We start from the raw sequence: 19,412 nt of genomic DNA on the forward strand, positions 1-19,412 counted from the left end.
CTCTTCCCCCTCTTCCCCCTCTTTCCCCCTCTCTCTTCTACCTATCCACCTGTCTCCTAGTCTTCTAACTAAAGTGAATAAATTATTTGAACGTTTACTATCAGGAATATTTTTAGCAGGACAAATATTAGTTCACATTTTACAGGCTAAAATTTACCGTAATAATACCTTAGATCAAATGGCTTTTGTCGGTCCTGCTTCCGTTGGCATTGCTCTGATTACCTCCGCTTCTGTCGGCATGGTATTCACTATTCAAGTGGCAAGGGAATTTATCTATTTCGGAGCAACTACCGCAGTAGGAGGGGTTTTAGCTTTAGCCTTAACCCGGGAATTAGTACCAGTTTTAACAGCAGTAGTTTTAGCAGGAAGGGTGGGAAGTGCTTTTGCCGCCGAGATAGGTACGATGAAAGTTACAGAACAAATTGATGCTTTATATGTGTTAAGAACCGATCCTGTGGACTATTTAGTTACACCGAGAGTTATTGCTTGTTCTCTCATGTTACCAGTGTTAAGTATGCTTTCTCTGGTGGTGGGTATGGGAGCAGGTTTAATTATTTCTGATACGGTTTATGATATTTCTAGCACTATTTTTCTCGATTCTGTTAAGAATTTCGTCAAAATGTGGGATGTCATTGTTTGTATCATTAAATCGATCGTATTTGGTGCGATTATCGCAGTAATTGGTTGCAATTGGGGCTTGACAACTACAGGGGGGGCTAAAGGAGTAGGTCGATCGACCACAGAAGCCGTAGTTATTTCGTTAATCTCAATATTTGTGACTAACTTTTTTCTCTCGTGGTTAATGTTTCAGGGTACGGGGAGCGCCGTCATTGAATAGAGACAGAATAGTTAAGTATTGAAAAAGGATTTTGAGAGGCGAAAAGATGTTAATATTTTGTAACAAATATTGATAAAATTTTTCATTGGGATATTAAAAATTATGTATTATTTACCTGAACCCCCTATAGGTTTATTATTTTTTGGCTTTTTTATAGGAGTAAGTTGTGGTTTAGCGTTTCAATCCACCTTAAAACAACAAGTAATGAAATGGAGTCAGCAAGGTAAACAGGGAATTAAAGCTGATTTATCAGAAATGTCTGTTTTATTAATGCCTTTTTGGGGTATGTGTATTGGTATTTGCATTTTTCTTGCAGGAGGCTTGGAAATTTTTATTTATAGTCGATCGATTTCCTATATATTTGCAGGTACTTTAACTTTGTTAACGGCAGGTTTAATTTGGACTCAGTTAAAAAAATTAATTATCCAATTATTAGAAGGTGGCTCACAAGCCTTAGATTTAGACGCTTTTTATTAAGCTAGAATCATCAGAATTAAGAATTAAGAATTAAGAATTAAGAATTATGGTTCTTCTACTTTCAGTATGATAAATTATTTATTGACATAGGGCAAAGTGCAATGGGCAATGGGCAATGGGCAATGGGCAAAGGAAGTTATCAAAATAATAAATGATAAAATTTGCACTTTTGTTTAAATATAACGCTTATTATATAAAGTTTATAGCTTTTATTTTCTGTTAATTTTGCATAGCTACTGTAGAAGAGCCAAAACTATTCACTATTCACTCTTCCCTTTTCCCTTTTCCCTTTTCCCTTTTCCCTTTTCCCTTTTCCCTCTCTTCATCAAAATACTTTTTTAGCACCACCTAGTTACAGATTTTTTTCGGAAGAAAATTTCATATTTCCCCATGTGAGTTTTTGTTGTAAGGTTTTAATATCTCCCTGTTTAGCGGCGTTTTTTATCTCTCTAATATAGTGGGCGTTGGCAATGGCTTCTTCTTTAGAGCGAGAGCTGGTTTCAAAGCATTTTTCTAGGGCTTGATAAATACCGATACGGCGAATTTTGGTAAAATATTGACGCTCAATATCTAATAATTTAGTCATTAATTCTAACTGCATTTCGTCTTCGCATAAGTCTTGTAAAATATCCCATTCTTCTTTGCCTAAAAGACTATTTCCTGCCCCAATTCTGGGATCAATAAATTCTTGATTTTTGATTTCTTGATAAATACGAGGTAAACTATCGTCAAATTCGTGTTTTTCTTCTAACCAAATACGTCTAATCTCGCTTAATTCTTCTGTGGTAATTAGAGATACATTTTTAAATTCATCAGGGGCGAATTTCCTAATATTTTCTTCTGCTTCTAATACCTTTGTTAACCAGTATTCTCGCCATTTTTTGACATAAGGTCCTGGAATTGGCTCGATCGAAACTTCTCCGTCCACATTACGCTCAAATAGTTCTACTTTCCCGTAAATTCGCCGAAAATCTCGCTTATCTCGATCGTTTTTGATGTCCAATTCATTACGAATATCTAATAAAGGTTGTAACCATTCTTTATCTTCGTCATTTTGAATCATTGCCTCCATAGATTTATCTTTACTTACCATCGTGCATACCCAACAACCGAAACGAGAATCACCACAGCTAGGGGTAGATGTATCCACCACCAAAGGGCATTCATTATCCGCCGTTGCACCACGATAGAGGGTAAATAAATCTTGATTGTCTCCCCCCCAAGGGTTTTGCCATTGCAACAGGTACAACCAAACTTCGTCAGTACGCCAGTCTTCAATGGGGGTGTAAATGTAAGAGTTAGGTAAATTAGAATTGAGGTTTAAACGGTCACGAAATCTACCTTTGGCGTGTTTTTCCATATTTTTCGATCGAGCGACACTCTCGGCTTTTCTAACCCCCAATACGAGGATAATTTCCCCATGATTGCGCACGGTTTCTCGGATAAAATTATCCGCAGGTTTAATTTTCATTCTGTCGGTACACCAACGAAAGCCTTGACGGGGTGCAGGATAGCCCTTGCCGATTAAACATACCCAAAAGCTATCTTTTACCGCAGGGGTAAGTAAATGAGGCTCAAAGGGCATTTGTTTCTCTTTAGCGGTGATTGCCATGCGTTGCAGACAACCTTTTACCCAATGGGCAACAATGGGATTTTCTACTAATGTATCAGTAGTAATTACATAAATTTTTTTTTGTCGTTTTTCTACGGGTAACAGTTCGATCGCATTCCAAATTAACTGTACAATACAGGAACTATCTTTTCCACCACTATAACCAATAACCCAAGGGAGATGATCTTGACAATACAATTCCTGAATTTCGGCTGTTAAAATATCAATATCTGTTACTAATTCTTCTAAACTACGAGGGGGAAAAAGAGGAATTTGGGTATTATTCATAAATGATGTGGAGGTTAAGTTTTAGGGAATAATAGGGGATAGATAATAGTTATTTTCAAGAATTAATCAAAAATGAACAATCAGCTATGAATTAACATCTTAACAGTTTAAAGGAAATATCACAATCAATGAGTAGCGAGTTCGATCGAAAATATGACACAAACTAGATATAATCAAGCGGTGAAAAAAATCAAAAAACCCAGAAATATAGGTAGATATTGGCATTATTATCGCTTAAAATTACTAAGAATAAAAGAGCATCCCCATAGAATAGCAAGGGGTTTTGCCTCTGGAGTTTTTGCAGGTTGTTTTCCCCTTATCGGTTTACAATTTATTCTGGCAATTATGATCGCTTTAATGGTACGAGGTAATAAATTTACTGCTATTTTGGGTACATGGATTAGTAACCCTTTTACCTATGTTCCTTTATTTTTTTTGAATTTTCAAGTAGGTAAATTAATTCTCAGTTTTTTTCTAAATAATCATGATTTAGATTTTCATTGGGATTCTTTAACAGAATTAAAAGAGGTGGGAAGTGAAATCACTATTACTATACTATTAGGCTCTTTTATTGTTGGTTTATGTTTTAGTTCGATCGCCTATTATTTAGTGATTAATATTTTCAAAAAAAACTCAAAAAACATCTTAAAAATTAAGTAAAAAACTAGATATTTTGACATTTATTCATCTACAAGAAGAGCCATTTCTTCTTTTTTCAGAGCTTCTTGTTCTCTCAAATACTTAAATAATTTAAAGTCTTCTCCTTTGATGTGATGGGCTAACCATTGATTTAAAAAGTGTAATAATTCAATGTTAATATTAACATCTCCAGAGACGAATTTTGCTCTTAAATCTTTAACTTTATCGGTCAAATCTTTATGAATTTTTTTGTGTTCTTGATAACGAGGATAACGTTTTGATAACATGAAAAATTCTTCATCAGTAAAGTGTTGAATTGTATATTTAATTAATTCATCTAAAGTATTTTTTAATACATCTTTTCCATGACCTTTTTTCATGGCATCATGTAATTTATTTACTATTTCAAATAATTTTTGATGTTCCTCATCGACTTTTTTATTTCCTGTATAATATTCAGGACTCCATTTAGCAAATACTAAACTCATAAGTCTTTATTCCTCTTGAATTTCGATCGACCTCTATATTATGCACTTGATTCATGAATCCGAAACAATCAATTTATGAATTCTTGTAATGATTTTTGACTCTTCTACAGTAGTTATGCAAAATTAATTGATAAATACAAGATTAAGATGTAAGCTACCTACGAGACTTGAACTCGTAACCTATTCATTACGAATGAATTGCTCTGCCAATTGAGCTAAGGTAGCAACGATAGTTTTATTAAAGTCAAATAAGATTATAACATAATTGAGACAAAATAATAAATGATAAACAATTAATTACAGGGCAACCCATACTATACTTAGCAAGAGTATAATTCTTTTTCACTCCTTCAAAATTTTTGGTTCTTCTATTTTGAACATGATAAATTATTGATACAAAATGTCAAGCAATCCTTAAGAGAATGCAACATCTCAGAAAATATATCTTATCCTAAGAAAGAGAAGTTAATTATTAAATGGATAGGATTAACAACAGTGAATATTCCGGGTAATATTATCACACTGATAGCAGGTATTTTACTAACTCTAATCAGTTTGTGGTATGGACAGAATCACGGCTTAATGCCAGTAGAAGCCTCCGAAGGCGCAGCTCAAGTGGACGGATTGTTTAATCTGATGATGACGATCGCAACGGGGTTATTCCTGATTGTAGAGGGGGTTTTAGTCTATTGCTTAATCAAATTTAGGCGTAAAAAAGGCGACAAAACCGACGGACCTGGTATCGAAGGTAATGTACCCTTAGAGATAGTCTGGACTGCCATTCCTACCGTCATTGTCTTTATTTTGGCGCTCTATAGCTTTGAAGTATATAACAATCTTGGTGGTTTAGACCCAGAAACCTCCAGAGACTTCCCCCAAGAAGAAATGCAGATGGCTGAAAATCAAGGGAAAATGGTTGCCTATAATCCCCATCAAGGGCATTTATCTTTAGGTATCGGTAACTCCAAAGCAGACTTAGAAGTAGAAGTTAATGGTATTCAATACGCATGGATTTTTACTTATCCTGACTCTGGTGTTATTTCTGGCGAACTTCATGTACCCGTTAACAAACAAGTGAAACTCACCATGAAAGCAGGAGATGTCATTCACGCTTTTTGGGTACCTCAACTGAGACTAAAACAAGACGTATTGCCGGGTAGAGACTCCGCTTTAGCCTTTAGTGCCAATAGAATTGGAGATTATCCGATCGTGTGTGCTGAATTATGTGGTGCGTATCACGGGGGCATGAAAACAACCCTTCATGTGGAAAGCGAAGAAGACTATCAAAAATGGATTCAAGAGAATACTTTTGCCAGTGCGGAAGAAAAAGCCGATACTATGGCAATGATGACTCAACCCATGTCAGAAGAAAAACGCTTAGAAATGCACTCTCATCATTTAGGAGTGACACCAGAAACCTTAGCACAACTTCATAATTAATTAGACTTAAGTATTTGTGTCGCTTATCAAGGCTTCGGAGATTGCTTCGTACCTCGCAATGACACAATAACCTTATCAGAGCATTTTTGCCATTTTTATTTTTTTCGACAAATAACCAAGTTTTTTTAATAACTTATGAATGCAATTTCAGAAACATCAACCCATAAAGAAAGGAAATTAATTGATTACTTTACCTTTAACACAGATCATAAAGTAATAGGTATTCAGTATTTAGTAACATCCTTTTTGTTTTACTTTATCGGAGGTGCATTTGCAGAAGTGGTGCGCACCGAATTAGCAACCCCCGATCCTGATATTGTATCACCTGAGTTGTACAATCAGTTATTTACTCTTCACGGTACAATTATGATCTTTTTATGGATTGTACCTGCTGGAGCGGCTTTTGCCAATTATCTAATTCCCTTGATGATTGGTGCGGAAGATATGGCTTTCCCTCGTTTGAATGCCGTCGCTTTTTGGATGGCACCTCCGGGGGGTGTTTTATTATTGAGTAGCTTTTTCGTAGGTGCTCCTCAATCGGGATGGACTTCTTACCCTCCTTTAAGTTTAATGAGTGGTGTTTGGGGAGAAGAAATCTGGATTGTTAGTGTGCTTTTGTTGGGTACATCTTCCATTTTAGGAGGTATCAATTTTGCAGCGACTATCCTCAAAATGCGCATGAAGGATATGGATTTGCACAGTATGCCTTTGTTTTGTTGGGCGATGTTAGCAACTTCTGCGTTAATTCTTCTTTCCACTCCTGTATTAGCAGGGGCGTTAATTTTACTTTCCTTTGACTTAATCGCAGGTACAAGTTTCTTTAATCCTACAGGTGGTGGTGATCCTGTAGTCTATCAACATCTGTTCTGGTTTTACTCTCACCCTGCGGTGTATATTATGATTTTGCCCTTCTTTGGGGTAGTTTCCGAAGTCATTCCTGTACATTCCCGTAAGCCTATTTTTGGTTATCGTGCGATCGCATACTCCAGTTTAGCCATTAGTTTTCTAGGGTTGATTGTGTGGGCGCATCATATGTTTACCAGTGGTACACCGGGTTGGTTAAGGATGTTTTTCATGGCAACCACGATGTTAATTGCAGTGCCAACGGGCATTAAGATTTTTAGTTGGTGTGCCACAATGTGGGGAGGCAAAATTGAGCTAAATACCCCCATGTTATTCGCTATGGGTTTTGTGTCGTCTTTCCTCATTGGAGGCTTAACAGGGGTAATGGTGGCTTCTGTACCCTTTGATATTCATGTCCATGATACTTATTTTGTTGTAGGACATTTCCACTATGTACTATTTGGAGGATCGGCATTAGCCCTATTTTCAGGCTTCTATCACTGGTTTCCTAAGATGACAGGGCGAAACTATAACGAAGGGTTAGGAAAACTCCATTTCTTGTTAACTTTCATCGGTTTAAACATTACCTTTATGCCCATGCACCAATTAGGCTTAATGGGGATGAATCGCCGTATCGCTTTATATGATGTGGAGTTTCAACCGTTGAATTTATTAAGTACTGCTGGTGCTTACGTTATGGCGGTGTCAACTATTCCTTTCATTATCAATGTGGTATGGAGTTTAGCTAAAGGTACACAAGCCGAGCGTAATCCTTGGAGGGCGTTAACCCTTGAGTGGCAGACGGCTTCACCTCCTATCATCGAAAACTTTGAGGAAGAGCCAGTATTATGGAGTGGTCCTTATGACTATGGTATTGACGATGAGGAAACAGAAGAAGAAAGCGTCTCTGATATGTTAGCGGATGTCTCCGCCAAGTAGGTTGGGTTGCATGAAATAAAACCCAACATTTTCATTTAATAGACTTCTTTCTGAGGGTGGGTTGAATAATATTCAACCCCTACCATTTAAAATCTGTTTTTTTGTGCTGTCGATTAGCAATTGTCCTAATTCAATTTAGTTTAAAATTGTTGGGTTACACTATCGTTAATCCAACCTACGTTTCATTTATTAGATTATTATTGTAATAATATGCAAGGTTCAACGATCGATTCTCAAGTTACCGTTAGTTACGAAAATAAATCCGAAACCCATCATCATGAGCATCCCGATCATCGGATGTTTGGGTTAGTATTATTTCTTATTGCTGAAAGTATGATCTTTTTTGGTCTTTTCAGTGCCTATATGATCTATTATGCTACTATGCCTGAGTGGCCAATGGATGATATTGAATTAGAGTTACTGTTACCTAGTATCAATAGCATTATTCTGGTTTCTAGTAGTTTTGTCATGCACAAAGGGCAAAGTTGCATTAGAAATAACGATGTCAAGGGTTTACAACTTTGGTTTACCATTACTGCTATTATGGGTGCTATCTTCTTAGGTGGACAACTTTATGAATATGCCCATACTGGTTTTGGTTTAACTGATAACCTTTTCGCTAGTTGTTTCTATGTTTTGACTGGTTTTCATGGTTTACACGTTACCGCAGGTTTATTGTTTATCTTAGCGGTTTTGTGGCGATCGAGAAAAGAAGGACATTATTCTTCCAATAAACATTTTGGAGTCGAGGCTTCCGAATTATATTGGCACTTTGTCGATGTAATTTGGATTATCCTTTTTGTTTTAGTCTATATTCTTCCATTACAATAACCTCAAGGTGGGCAATGCCCACCCTACTACTATTTTATGTTATTTTCTCGTCTGAATTGCTCGATCGAACTTTCTAACTTATTCACAGAATTATTAGTAATAAAACTCAATTTAAAATCATTATTACCACTGAGATATTCAGCATAACCAGATTGTAAATAAGGGCGATAATTCTCATTATTGTTAAGATGGACTTCAAAAAAAGCTAAAGTGATACCTTTAACGTAATTACTAATTAAGTCTTGAGGCGGAAAAGTTAAGTTAAGGGTTGTATCAAGAGCTTCTTTTATACCACCATCGATTTTAGTAAAATTAACATGGGCTTGTCCTTCAATCAATGCCCAATATTTATTTTCACTACTTAGCCAAGTAAAGGGTACAGCTTGTTCAAAGGCTGGAGGTGCTGCGGGATCATCACTTCCCGATCCCATGAGAACAGGAATACTAATTTGACTGATTCCTTTTTGTCCGAAAATATAACGATTCACGGGATTTCCTGCAAAAACAGCGCTTACCCTTTCATCCCGAAATTGATAGTTTTCTCTCGGTAATTCTAAAGCTCGACATTGTAAAAGCATGGCTAGATTTAAACCACTATAGTGACGAGCGCACGACTGTTGTAAATAGTCAAAATCAATAGTAGCACCAGCAACTGCTAAAGCCGTATAACCGCCAAAAGAATGTCCAGAAACTCCTACGTTTTTAAGGTTTAATTTGCCTTGAAACTCTGTGGCGTTGCGTCTTTCTAACTCATCGATAACAAAACTAATATCTTTAGGGCGATTGATAAATTCATTTCGATCGAATATATTTTTATTCAATCCCTCAAATACTTCCTTAAAATAAATCATGTCACTGCCAATGTGTTGGGGTGCTATCACCAAAAAACCCTGAGAAGCTAGATGATTAAGCCCATCGCTGTAATCTTCAGGGCGAGAAGCTAAACCATGAGAAAAGACGATGACAGGCATATTTCCTGACACTTTTTGAGGTATAAAAACATCGGCATAAAAACTACGATTACGACTAGCATCTGTCAACTGCCATTTTTCTGTTTTGACTTGATATTGACCAGCTTTACGAATGTCTGCTAGTTGACTATAATCAACATCACTTAATTGCGCTTCCTCCTCAGTCCAAGTCCGCATTTCTTCCACTAATAAATTAGTCGCCTTAATCACTAATTCTGCATAATTTACCCCCCCCATAATTAATTCCCCTTGAATTTGTAGATTTGTGGGGTATTTTTTTAAGACATTAAGTAATGTTAAGCCTTCGGGAGCTAATGCAGATTGTACGATCGCACCTCGTAAAGCAATCCCACCATTTTTGCCACCTTCGAGAGTAATGCCTTTACCAAGACGTAAAAGAATATCCTCTCCCATATCAGTATTAAAAAAGCGAGAAACCATAACACCATCAATGTTAAGTTTTTTATTCAAAGCCTCTCTAAACTTTACTTGATCTTCAGGACTAATTCTGCTTAAATACTGTCCTAAATCTTCGTTAATAATACCTTCTTTAGCGAATAATTCTAAAGATTCTACATTTACAGATAACTTTAAAGGAGTATAGGTAAAAAATATTTTTTCGGCGGCTTTTACTGGTAAAGAAGTTAAACAAGTAGAAACTAATCCTAAGAGAAATAAAGATAGTTTTGTTTGATTTTTTTTGATGTTAAATAGAAACATTTTTGCCATAATTTATAGAGTTTCTTACATTTTATTAATTCATCTTGGCTCTTGTACAGTAGTTATGATTTTATCATCGTAGAACGGGCATCTTGCCTGTATTTTTGGAAATATTTATTAATTTGTAGGGGTTGAATAATATTCAACCCTTCCTTAGAAATAGAAAAAGTCTATAAACTAACGATTAAATAAGCATCTTGAAACTTTGCACCTTTTACAGATTGCCCTTTTAAGGGAGGTGGTAAGAATATATTACGACGTTGATCACCTGCTGAAATAGTGATTTCTGGACCAGATTGGCTTAATTTTACTTGTTTTTTGTCAAAACCGGGCAAAAATATCTTAATTTCTCGGTTATTGGTATCAATGGTTAAAGGAGAAGGTGCTTTTAAGGCTTGTTTCTGAAAATCTGGTAAAGCCGAAGCTAACTCATCTAAATTACTCGATGAGATATTCGGAATCGAATTGATGGTTAAAAGATTGAAAGACTGTTCAATTTCTGGGGTAATTTCCCTTTGATTGAGTAACACTCCCCCAACGGTTAAGCCTATCTGTTGCGCACTTCCCCACCAATATCTCGCAGTTTCGATCGAATCTGGGGTAGAATTAGTGATCAGGAAACTTGCCACTCGACTAGGGTTATTAATAGCATTCTTACCCTGTTCTAATATTTGATTAGCTTCATTGGTAGGCTCAGAAGCGAAATTGTCAGCATTCCATGACACATTTAACACCGCATTAGTCACTGGTTGCACAAAAGGCGACAAGGCTTTAACAATATCGGAATTTTCCAGTAAATTTTTAACCCGTCTGCCATACCAACTGAGAGTTTCTGGAATCCCAAACATTCTTAAAGTATTAAGACTACTTTTGCCGTCATAGACAATAACATCATATTTTCCTGTTTGATCTTGTTCCCGTAGATAGTTTAGACTCAAAGCATCATCCATCCCTGGTAATAAAGCTAATTCTTGGGCAAAGATATTATTGAGTATAGGCGATCGAAGGTATTTTGTTTCTAATTTTTTTAATTCTTCCCAAGCGTTTTCTAATAATTGACTGCTTTGTAATTGGATTGCCTCAAAATTAGGGCTAATTTCCGTAATAGTGGACTTAACTTCCATTCCCATCAACAAAGACAAAGAAGGAGTAGAATCTTGTACTACTAACAGAACCTTTTTGCCCAAATTAGCATATTTTTTGGCAGTAGCGATGGCTGTGGTTGTGCAACCGATGCCTCCTTTACCTAAGAATGTGAGAATGAAAGTCATAATCTAGTGAATAGTTGATAGTGAATTGTTGATAGTTAATTGTTAATTGTTAATTGTTAATTATTAATTGTTAACTACTTGGACTTCGTCTTCAAAAAACCAATTAGTAGTAGCATCAGGAAATTCGACAAATACACCAACTCCGCTACCATCAGTCATTTTAAAAGACTTAATGATTCCTTGTTGTCCTTTTTGAGCTTTTTCAATAACTTCAGCAGATACTTTTTCTTTAAGACGACAAATTTTAACTTTTTGCCCTATTTCCATGACAATTTCTAATATTTATATTAATTAACAGTTGTTTATTTTAACTGAATGTGACCATGTAAAAAAGAGTTAGTTTTGGTCAAGTATAAGTACTCATGCAAAATAGATTGTGAATTTTGACATTAATTAAAATAATTTACATCTTTGTTGCCTCTTGCTCAGTTGCTGAGCGTAGTCGAAGCATTGCCTTTTACCTTTCATAAAGTAAACATACAATTAATTTTGCCTATTCACTTAGCAGTCAGTTATGAGTTGTGAGAATTTGATTAATTTATATTAAATATAATCAATGAAAGATGAAAATAGATTAAAAGTAAATAAATATTGAGAAATTGGTGATGGTATGGTATCAGAAAAAATTAAGGAAGAATTTAAAAAATTAGGCTCATTAACTCTCTTTTTTTTGGTGGGATTTGCCTATATTTTAATTACCACGAAATTCTTATTAGCAGAATACAATATTGATATTACAGTATTTTCCAAAGTGATTATTAGTGCCTTAGTTGCCGCAAAAGTTGTGGCTATTATGGATGCTACTCCTTTGATTAATCGTTATAACAATTCTCCTCGTTATATCAGGGTTTTATATAAAAGTGCTATCTATTTAGGGGCAGTTTTTTTGATTTCTTTCATCGAAGATATTTTTCATGGTTATCGGCAGTCTGGTTCATTGGGAGGGGCGATCGAAATCTTTATCGAAACCCGTCATTTTTATCACTTTTTAGCAGTGACAATGGCTGTGTCTTTGGTGTTTATTATTCATAATATTTTCCATGAAATAGACAACTATTTAGGGGGAGGAAAACTAGCCAAATTATTCTTTGATAAACCAGAAAAGTTTTAACGATAGATTAACCATAAAATCAATGTATTTGAATATCACCTCTTCATGGTGTCAAGTCAAATCAGCACATCTTATGATAGTATGGCACAAATATTATTGTTTTAAACTATAGAGAAAAGTCTATCCATGAGTAGTTTTCTATTGCCTCAATGGTTATCTTTGCGCGTATTTAAACTTTTATCTTTATTTTTAGCCTCCTATTTCACTATTTTAGTCATCGGTGTTTGGAATACCCCCGTTTTGTCTCAAAATTCCCCAGAAATTAGGGCTGTTTGGTTAACAACCAGTGATACTGATACACTACTCGATCGACCTAAAATGAAAGAAGCGATGGCAAATCTTGCTTCCCTACATTTTAATACCATCTATCCCGTAGTGTGGAATTCAGGTTATGCCCTTTATCCTAGTAGAGTGGCACAAGAAGCAAGAATACAACCGTTTGTCCATAAAGGATTACAAGGACAAGAACCTTTAAAGGAATTGATCGATGAAGCTCATCGATATAAAATGTTGGTTTTACCTTGGTTCGAGTTTGGTTTTATGGCGCCTCCTACCTCAGAATTAGCCTTAAAACATCCGAATTGGCTAACTAGGGCGCGAGATGGTACTCAGACAACTTACAGTGCCGCCGGGGAGGTAGTTTGGCTTAATCCCTTCCACCCTCAAGTACAAAAATTTATCACAGATTTAGTGATGGAAGTCGTTAACAATTATGACATTGACGGCATTCAATTTGATGATCATTTATGTTTACCCGTAAAACTTGGTTATGATACTTATACAACTAATCTTTACAGACAGGAGACAGGTTCAGAACCTCCTAGCAATTACAGAGATGCCAATTGGATGCGTTGGCGCGCGAATAAATTAACGGAGTTTGTCACACAGCTTAATCAGAGAATCAAAGCGAAAAATCCTAATAAAATTCTGTCTATTTCTCCGAATCCTTATCATCCTGCCTATAATTCCTTTTTACAAGATTGGTTAGATTGGGTAAGAAAAGACTTGATTGATGAGTTAATTATTCAGGTATATCGATCGGATTTTGCGGTTTTTCAGAATGAAATTACCCGTCCAGAAATTAGAGAAGCGAAGGCAAAAATCCCTGTCGGCATAGGCATTTTAACGGGATTACCTAACCGTCTTACCCCCATTGACTTTGTTAGACAAAAAGCCTTAGCAGTTCGACAACAAAGACTAGGAATTGCGTTCTTTTTCTATGGTAGTATGTGGAATACAAGCGATGAAGCGAGGCTCGATCGAAAATCCAATTTTCAGTCTCTGTTTCCCTATCAATCCCGTCGCATCGCAAGGGTTAATCCCGTTAAACCCACTACCCCTGTTGCTACCCCCACCGTTACCACAACTCCAACTAAACCCACTACTCCTGTTGCCACTCCCACTAAACCGACTACTCCAACTCCTCCCATTAATGCCGTTAATCCGATTAAACCTATTAACCCTGTTAATCCAACTAATACTATGACTCCGATTAATACCGTTACTCCCAATCCGACTAATGTAGTTACTCCTAGTAATGCAGTTATTCCTAATCCGACTATTACACCTAAGATTGACTCCAGTATTGATCCCATGAATGTAACAGGTGAATCAATTTTCATCGATGAATTTTTACAATTTACCCCATAAATTGTTTGTAGGGTGGGCATTGCCCCCCAAATAGGCTAAATTAATTAAATTATTTCAATCCTATCTCCAAACTAAGGTTCAACTAATAAAGTGACCAATAGTTGATAATATTTTCCCATTGTCCACTTAAGATAGACCACATTAAGATACTCACACCAATAACAATAGTGAGAATATAAAATTGTGATTGTCCAGAAGTGTTATATTTAAGCGCACTACCACTAAAAATTGTGGCTAAACTGATGAGGTTTACTACTCCATCAATGATATATCGATCGAACCATGTGGTAATTTTAGCAACATTAGATACAAAAGCCACGATGGTAAACTGATAAATTTTATCAAGGTAGAAATCGTAAGCTAAAACATCTTGAATGATGCGAATAGGTTTTTGTATAGGACGATTCCAACCACGACCTAAAGGAATTAAAGCACCAATGATGCAACCAAGCAACCCCGAAGCCATGAGAAGATAAACACCATAGTCAATCACTAAAGAATCTTGATTCAGTATAGGAGGATTAGAGCTTAACCAAAGAGAATAATTTAAAGGTACAAGGGAAGCAAGAATAGTAACAATAATTAAACTTACCATAGGCACAGCCATAGCCCAAGGCACTTCGGGCGCTCGTTTTGTTTTAGGTTGGGTTTTGCCTAAAAAGACTAAACGAAAAACCCTCATAAAGTTAATCGTGTTAATGAGATTCACAATCAAAATAACCGTTAATAACCACCATGACACCGACAAACTACCATTAAACCAACGAGAGAAAGTCATCAACATTCCAAAAGGCAACAAAGCCACAATTCCAGCACTTCCCGTCATATAAGAAAGAGTTGTTACGGGCATTTTTGACCAAAGTCCTCCCATTTCGGTAATATTTTGACCACTGGTAGTTAAAATGATAGAACCGACACTCATAAAAAGTAAAGCCTTTGCTACCCCATGACTGAATAATATCAAAAAGGCGATGTCCACATGACCTAAACCCACAGCAATAAATACCAATCCGAGATAAGCACTGGTAGAATGACATAAAGTACGTTTAAGATCAATTTGAGCAATAGCAATTAATGATCCTCCTATGGCTGTAATTGTGCCTATAATAATCAATGTATCGGCTACTACGGGAGATAATAAGAATACTGGTTCTAATTTAATTAGTACATAAGCACCAGCAGACACCACGATCGAGTTACGCATAATACTAGCAGGATTTGGTCCTTCCATACCTTCATCTAACCAAAGATTAAGGGGGAATTGAGCGCATTTACCAATAGGACCTGCAATGAGGGCTAAACCAATTAAAGTAGAAGCTATAGGGGATAAGGGGGAAGTCTGTCCCCATGTTTGTAACTGAGAAAAGGTTAAACCAGCACCATAGCTAGAAAGTGCCACAATACCCATAAGTAAGAGAATATCACCCACCCGTTTAGTTAAAAAAGCATCTCGTGCGGCGGTAACAACAAGGGGTTGTGCATACCAAAAACCCACCAATAGATAAGTAGAAAAAGTAAGTAATTCTAATAAACCGTAGCTGAGTAAGAGAGAATCACTTAAGGCTAAACCACCTAGTGCCGCCTCAAAAAAGCCCATCATACCAAAGAAACGAGCTAATCCCCAATCTTTTTCCATATAACCTAAAGCAAATACTTGCGCTACTAAACTAATCCCCGTGACTAATTGTAAAGCGCCCACACTGAGAGGAGAAATTTCGATGGCAAATGATAAATCAAAATCAGCAATACTAAACCAAGGAAAAACAACACTTTGAGCAGGTTTTCCCCAAATATGGGTATAAACAATAGTATCGTGAATAAAAGATACCAGTGTCATAAATATATTAATATAAGCCGCCGGGCGAGGTCCTGTGGTGCGAATAAATCTTAAACTCCAAGGCAAACTACAGATAGCCCCAAATAGACCGTAAAAGGGTATCAACCAGATATAATCTACTAAAAAATCGATCATTATTGCTTTTATTTTATATATCTTTTTTTTATATGTTGATCAATCTTATAGCAATCTGTCGATCGATACTAGGATTCTTGATACAATCTGGCTCGTTTACTTTGAGTATGATAAAGGTGTCAGGTTTCGGGTAGTAGATATTAGGTTAAATGGTTCTTCTACTGTGAATATGATAAATTATTGATGAAGATAGGCAAAAGGCTTCGGGGCAAAAGCAAAGGGAATTTCAAAATTAATAGTTTATAAAAATTAAATTTTTATTTTACTGTAAATCTTGTCAGATAGTAATTAGATAGTTTATTTTCTATGAATTTTTCATAACTACTGTAAGAAGCTAAAAATTGAAATAAACGTGCTATAGCTCATTTAATCTCTACAAACAAATATAATAGGTTATTGATAACTATTCTTTTATTACTCAAGGATAGTCAAATTTAAGTCTAATGGTAAGGATAAATAAATGATTACGATTCGCCCGTCTAATGAAAGAGGTAGTGCAAATTTTGGTTGGTTAGACACAAAACATACCTTTTCTTTTGGTAGTTATTATGATCCAAAATACACAGGTTTTGGCAATTTATTAGTCATTAATGAAGATATTATATCTCCTAGTCAGGGTTTTGGTACTCATGGACATCAAGACATGGAAATTGTTACCTATGTTATCACAGGAGAGTTAGCCCATAAAGACAGTATCGGCAACGAGGAGACTATTCCATCAGGGGAAGTACAAAGAATGACAGCAGGTACAGGTATCCGTCATAGCGAATATAATTATTCTAATAGTGATCCAGTCCATTTGTTACAAATTTGGATTTTACCAGAGACAAAAAATTTACCCCCTAGTTATGAGCAAAAATCTTTTTCTGCGGAGGATAAACAAGGTAAACTATGTTTATTGGCTTCTGCTGATGGTAGAGATAATTCTTTAACTATTCATCAACAAGTGGATTTATTCGCTTCTATTCTAGGCAAAGAAGATACTATTTCCTATAATTTCAATGATGGTGATTATGGTTGGATTCAAGTGGTTAAAGGTGAGGTTTCGATCGATCATACCACGTTAAAAGCAGGAGATGGTGCAAGTATTCAACAGGAAAAAGAGGTAAAAATTATCGCTAATACTGATGAGACAGAATTTCTTTGGTTTCACTTCAAACCTTAAAAAACAACTGCCTTGTAGGTTGGGTTGAGGAAACGAAACCCAACAAAATAATTAATAATTAATAATGAGTAAAGAGTGAAAGGTAATAATGGTTTGAGTCGTTAATTAATAACTCACTATGTAATAAATTACATAGCTAATAGCTTCCGTCTGCTAAAGCGACTCACACAAAAATTGAAAAAATTGTTATTACGAGGTAACGAAGCAATCTCGAAACTTGATATTATTATATTATTTAGGGTAAAGTTGGTTTTAATCACTATTAACTATTAACTATTAACTATCCACTAAATGGCATACCTTTAAGTTTAAATATGATTAATTTGCTGACGGTATATTATGAAAAAATTTGTCAGTCTTCGCAGTAAAATTCTGGTGGGTTTTACTTTAATGTTTACCGTTTTCAGTGTCGGAGTTTATTACTGGTTTTATCGTTTCACCACCGAAAAAACTTTACAGCGCCTCAAAGATGATTTACAGACAATGGCTGTGGCTTCTTCTCAACAAATAGACGTAAAGGAATTAATGGCATTAAGCGAGGAAGCAAAAGCAACTCCTGAAGGTAGATCAAATGATCTTCGTTATCAAAATCAATTACAATGGTTAATTCAAAAACACGAAATAAACCCTAAAATATTTCTTTTTACTTTTACAAAAAACTCATCTTGGCAAGACGAAAAAAAGATAATATATTTAGTGGATGTCTGGATGAATATTAATCCTAGTAAAAGTGTTCATTTTTTAGAATCAAATTTCGCTACACCATATCATATTAATACATTAACTAAAGGTTCGATCGAATTTCGGGATGCCTATAAAGATAGATGGGGAGAGTGGATAACCTATTATGCCCCTATCCGAGACGAATCTGGTGCTATAGTTGCAGGTATTGGTGCGGATATGCAAATTGACGATATTAGGAGACTTCAAGCAGAAATTAGAAGACAATTTTTAATATCCTTTGGAATATCCTACCCCCTTTTACTGACACTAATTTATATTCTTTCTACCCTGTTAACTAGGCGTTTCAAGGCAATGCAAAAATATGCACAAGAAGTAGGAAATGGTAACTATCAACCGGATGTATCTCTTACCGATGATTTACAGTTGAGTTTTTTTAGTGATGAAAGAATTATTTTAAGTAAAGCCTTGGAGGAGATGACAGAAAAAATTAGATACAGAGAAGAATTATTAAATGGTATTTTTAATCAAGTTGCCGTTGGTATTGCTATTTTTTCCCCTGAATATAAATTTGAGATAGTGAATCAAACCCTTTGCCATTTATTAGGCTATAGCGAAACAGAATTATTGAAAAAAGACTGTTGGAGTATTACCTTTCCAGAAGATATAGAAATCACCCGTCAATATGCTGAAGAAATCATCAACTCCTCTGTATCTTCTCCTCCTCCCCACGAAAAACGTTGTATTCACAAAAACGGAGAAATCAAATGGTGTGAAATAGCCTTTACTCATTGAATGTTTAGAAAAGATATTAGCAAAATCTCAACAGGAAATTGAATATAAATTTGCCTTACTCTTGATAGACTTAGATGATTTTAAGACTATTAATGATAGTTTAGGACATTCTGTGGGAGATCAATTTTTGATTAATATTAGTCATCATCTACGACAATGTATCAGCGAAAAAGATATAGTGGCGCGATTAGGGGGAGATGAATTTGCCATTGTACTGACATCTATTAATAATATAGAGGAAGTTGTTACTGTGGCAAAAAATATCCAAACCGCCATTAATTTCCCTATGTCTGTTTATAATCAGGAATTAGTCACTAAATTTAGTGCCAGTATTGGTATCGTGATTAATACTAATGAAGATAATTTTCCTCGTTATATCATGGTGTCTGATTTACTGCGAGATGCTGATATTGCCATGTATAAGGCTAAAAATAAAGGGAAGAAAAGTTATCAAATTTTTGGGCAAGAAATGTACGAAGATTTTGTTAACCGTGTGAACTACCAACACTAACCTAGCGGTATAGTGTAGGCTTCATCTTTCACAGGCTCATGCCTCAAGACAGATTTACGTCCGCCTTTTGGTCTTACAGTGCCTCCAGATGCAGAAACGGCTATTCCATCCGTTTGTATAATTCTGATGCCTTCCTCTCTAATATTTTTACTAGCGTTCTCATCTCGATC

General features: G+C 35.7%; 17 protein-coding genes and 1 tRNA gene. 11 read left to right on the forward strand and 7 right to left on the reverse strand.

The features are described from left to right. The first annotated feature begins 73 nt into the window (after positions 1 to 73). Both ACN4EE_RS17115 and ACN4EE_RS17120 read left to right on the forward strand, forming a co-directional pair. The gene (locus ACN4EE_RS17115) at positions 74 to 838 is read left to right on the forward strand and encodes an MlaE family lipid ABC transporter permease subunit (protein ID WP_431707689.1); all 765 of its coding nucleotides are present in this window, start codon (positions 74 to 76) and stop codon (positions 836 to 838) included. Positions 839 to 940: 102 nt separating this feature from the next. After that, complete coding sequence (locus ACN4EE_RS17120; RefSeq protein ID WP_431707676.1) at positions 941 to 1,315, forward strand: hypothetical protein; 375 nt, start codon at positions 941 to 943, stop codon at positions 1,313 to 1,315. Positions 1,316 to 1,667: 352 nt separating this feature from the next. On the opposite strand, the gene dndC is transcribed toward ACN4EE_RS17120, so the two are convergent. Continuing rightward, a complete protein-coding gene (gene dndC / locus ACN4EE_RS17125; RefSeq protein ID WP_431707677.1) occupies positions 1,668 to 3,215 on the reverse strand; it encodes a DNA phosphorothioation system sulfurtransferase DndC in 1,548 nt (515 codons plus the stop codon). A 153-nt stretch (positions 3,216 to 3,368) separates the two neighbouring features. Between dndC and ACN4EE_RS17130 the strand changes: the two genes are divergently transcribed. After that, positions 3,369 to 3,875, forward strand: coding sequence for a DUF2062 domain-containing protein (locus ACN4EE_RS17130; protein WP_431707678.1), 507 nt, complete (start codon positions 3,369 to 3,371; stop codon positions 3,873 to 3,875). 20 nt (positions 3,876 to 3,895) lie between these two features. Here the strand turns inward: ACN4EE_RS17130 and ACN4EE_RS17135 are convergent, their stop codons facing one another. Both ACN4EE_RS17135 and ACN4EE_RS17140 read right to left on the reverse strand, forming a co-directional pair. Continuing rightward, complete coding sequence (locus tag ACN4EE_RS17135; RefSeq protein ID WP_431707679.1) at positions 3,896 to 4,342, reverse strand: bacteriohemerythrin; 447 nt, start codon at positions 4,340 to 4,342, stop codon at positions 3,896 to 3,898. 152 nt (positions 4,343 to 4,494) lie between these two features. Then, positions 4,495 to 4,567 (reverse strand) — tRNA-Thr (locus ACN4EE_RS17140). Positions 4,568 to 4,837: 270 nt separating this feature from the next. Between ACN4EE_RS17140 and coxB the strand changes: the two genes are divergently transcribed. From coxB to ACN4EE_RS17155, 3 genes are all read left to right on the forward strand, one after another. Beyond that, positions 4,838 to 5,782 (forward strand): cytochrome c oxidase subunit II, encoded by a 945-nt coding sequence (gene coxB, locus ACN4EE_RS17145; protein ID WP_431707690.1) that lies wholly within the window; start codon positions 4,838 to 4,840, stop codon positions 5,780 to 5,782. Between the two features lie 135 nt (positions 5,783 to 5,917). Beyond that, positions 5,918 to 7,564 carry a cytochrome c oxidase subunit I gene (gene ctaD / locus ACN4EE_RS17150; protein WP_431707680.1) on the forward strand — a complete coding sequence of 549 codons (1,647 nt, stop codon included), beginning with the start codon at positions 5,918 to 5,920 and terminating at the stop codon, positions 7,562 to 7,564. Positions 7,565 to 7,774: 210 nt separating this feature from the next. Continuing rightward, complete coding sequence (locus ACN4EE_RS17155; RefSeq protein WP_431707681.1) at positions 7,775 to 8,395, forward strand: cytochrome c oxidase subunit 3; 621 nt, start codon at positions 7,775 to 7,777, stop codon at positions 8,393 to 8,395. A 29-nt stretch (positions 8,396 to 8,424) separates the two neighbouring features. Here ACN4EE_RS17155 and ACN4EE_RS17160 read toward each other — a convergent pair whose 3' ends face one another. The 3 genes from ACN4EE_RS17160 to petP form a co-directional block, all read right to left on the reverse strand. After that, positions 8,425 to 10,086 (reverse strand): alpha/beta hydrolase, encoded by a 1,662-nt coding sequence (locus ACN4EE_RS17160; protein ID WP_431707691.1) that lies wholly within the window; start codon positions 10,084 to 10,086, stop codon positions 8,425 to 8,427. 170 nt (positions 10,087 to 10,256) lie between these two features. After that, complete coding sequence (locus ACN4EE_RS17165; protein ID WP_431707682.1) at positions 10,257 to 11,357, reverse strand: Get3/ArsA fold putative tail anchor-mediating ATPase NosAFP; 1,101 nt, start codon at positions 11,355 to 11,357, stop codon at positions 10,257 to 10,259. A gap of 63 nt (positions 11,358 to 11,420) precedes the next feature. After that, positions 11,421 to 11,624 carry a cytochrome b6f subunit PetP gene (gene petP, locus ACN4EE_RS17170; protein WP_431707683.1) on the reverse strand — a complete coding sequence of 68 codons (204 nt, stop codon included), beginning with the start codon at positions 11,622 to 11,624 and terminating at the stop codon, positions 11,421 to 11,423. 343 nt (positions 11,625 to 11,967) lie between these two features. On the opposite strand from petP, the gene ACN4EE_RS17175 reads away from it, so the two are divergent. Together ACN4EE_RS17175 and ACN4EE_RS17180 are read left to right on the forward strand one after the other, a co-directional pair. After that, positions 11,968 to 12,468 (forward strand): hypothetical protein, encoded by a 501-nt coding sequence (locus tag ACN4EE_RS17175; protein ID WP_431707684.1) that lies wholly within the window; start codon positions 11,968 to 11,970, stop codon positions 12,466 to 12,468. 126 nt (positions 12,469 to 12,594) lie between these two features. Then, positions 12,595 to 14,118 (forward strand): family 10 glycosylhydrolase, encoded by a 1,524-nt coding sequence (locus ACN4EE_RS17180; protein WP_431707685.1) that lies wholly within the window; start codon positions 12,595 to 12,597, stop codon positions 14,116 to 14,118. A gap of 82 nt (positions 14,119 to 14,200) precedes the next feature. Here the strand turns inward: ACN4EE_RS17180 and ACN4EE_RS17185 are convergent, their stop codons facing one another. After that, positions 14,201 to 16,090: an NAD(P)H-quinone oxidoreductase subunit F gene (locus ACN4EE_RS17185; protein WP_431707686.1), complete on the reverse strand. Its 1,890-nt coding sequence runs from the start codon at positions 16,088 to 16,090 to the stop codon at positions 14,201 to 14,203. Between the two features lie 460 nt (positions 16,091 to 16,550). Here ACN4EE_RS17185 and ACN4EE_RS17190 point away from each other — a divergent pair, with 460 nt between their 5' ends. The 3 genes from ACN4EE_RS17190 to ACN4EE_RS17200 all read left to right on the forward strand — a co-directional run bounded on the left by ACN4EE_RS17190 (position 16,551) and on the right by ACN4EE_RS17200 (position 19,242). After that, the gene (locus ACN4EE_RS17190) at positions 16,551 to 17,255 is read left to right on the forward strand and encodes a pirin family protein (RefSeq protein ID WP_431707687.1); all 705 of its coding nucleotides are present in this window, start codon (positions 16,551 to 16,553) and stop codon (positions 17,253 to 17,255) included. A gap of 339 nt (positions 17,256 to 17,594) precedes the next feature. Continuing rightward, positions 17,595 to 18,731, forward strand: a complete 1,137-nt coding sequence (locus tag ACN4EE_RS17195; RefSeq protein ID WP_431707688.1) for a PAS domain S-box protein — start codon at positions 17,595 to 17,597, stop codon at positions 18,729 to 18,731. Positions 18,732 to 18,744: 13 nt separating this feature from the next. Beyond that, a complete protein-coding gene (locus tag ACN4EE_RS17200; protein ID WP_431707692.1) occupies positions 18,745 to 19,242 on the forward strand; it encodes a diguanylate cyclase domain-containing protein in 498 nt (165 codons plus the stop codon). Positions 19,243 to 19,412 lie beyond the last annotated feature (170 nt).

The organism is Geminocystis sp. CENA526 (assembly GCF_050753365.1).
In the GTDB taxonomy this organism is placed as follows: domain Bacteria; phylum Cyanobacteriota; class Cyanobacteriia; order Cyanobacteriales; family Cyanobacteriaceae; genus Geminocystis.

Bases quoted from the DNA above. Each gene is read 5' to 3' on its own strand.
- ACN4EE_RS17175 (WP_431707684.1), top strand. From the start codon at position 11,968: ATGGTATCAGAAAAAATTAAGGAAGAATTTAAAAAATTAGGCTCATTA.
- ACN4EE_RS17190 (WP_431707687.1), top strand. From the start codon at position 16,551: ATGATTACGATTCGCCCGTCTAATGAAAGAGGTAGTGCAAATTTTGGT.
- ACN4EE_RS17155 (WP_431707681.1), top strand. From the start codon at position 7,775: ATGCAAGGTTCAACGATCGATTCTCAAGTTACCGTTAGTTACGAAAAT.
- ACN4EE_RS17185 (WP_431707686.1), bottom strand. From the start codon at position 16,090: ATGATCGATTTTTTAGTAGATTATATCTGGTTGATACCCTTTTACGGT.
- ACN4EE_RS17180 (WP_431707685.1), top strand. From the start codon at position 12,595: ATGAGTAGTTTTCTATTGCCTCAATGGTTATCTTTGCGCGTATTTAAA.
- ACN4EE_RS17120 (WP_431707676.1), top strand. From the start codon at position 941: ATGTATTATTTACCTGAACCCCCTATAGGTTTATTATTTTTTGGCTTT.
- petP (WP_431707683.1), bottom strand. From the start codon at position 11,624: ATGGAAATAGGGCAAAAAGTTAAAATTTGTCGTCTTAAAGAAAAAGTA.
- ACN4EE_RS17135 (WP_431707679.1), bottom strand. From the start codon at position 4,342: ATGAGTTTAGTATTTGCTAAATGGAGTCCTGAATATTATACAGGAAAT.
- ACN4EE_RS17195 (WP_431707688.1), top strand. From the start codon at position 17,595: ATGAAAAAATTTGTCAGTCTTCGCAGTAAAATTCTGGTGGGTTTTACT.
- ACN4EE_RS17130 (WP_431707678.1), top strand. From the start codon at position 3,369: ATGACACAAACTAGATATAATCAAGCGGTGAAAAAAATCAAAAAACCC.
- ACN4EE_RS17165 (WP_431707682.1), bottom strand. From the start codon at position 11,357: ATGACTTTCATTCTCACATTCTTAGGTAAAGGAGGCATCGGTTGCACA.
- dndC (WP_431707677.1), bottom strand. From the start codon at position 3,215: ATGAATAATACCCAAATTCCTCTTTTTCCCCCTCGTAGTTTAGAAGAA.
- ACN4EE_RS17160 (WP_431707691.1), bottom strand. From the start codon at position 10,086: ATGTTTCTATTTAACATCAAAAAAAATCAAACAAAACTATCTTTATTT.
- ctaD (WP_431707680.1), top strand. From the start codon at position 5,918: ATGAATGCAATTTCAGAAACATCAACCCATAAAGAAAGGAAATTAATT.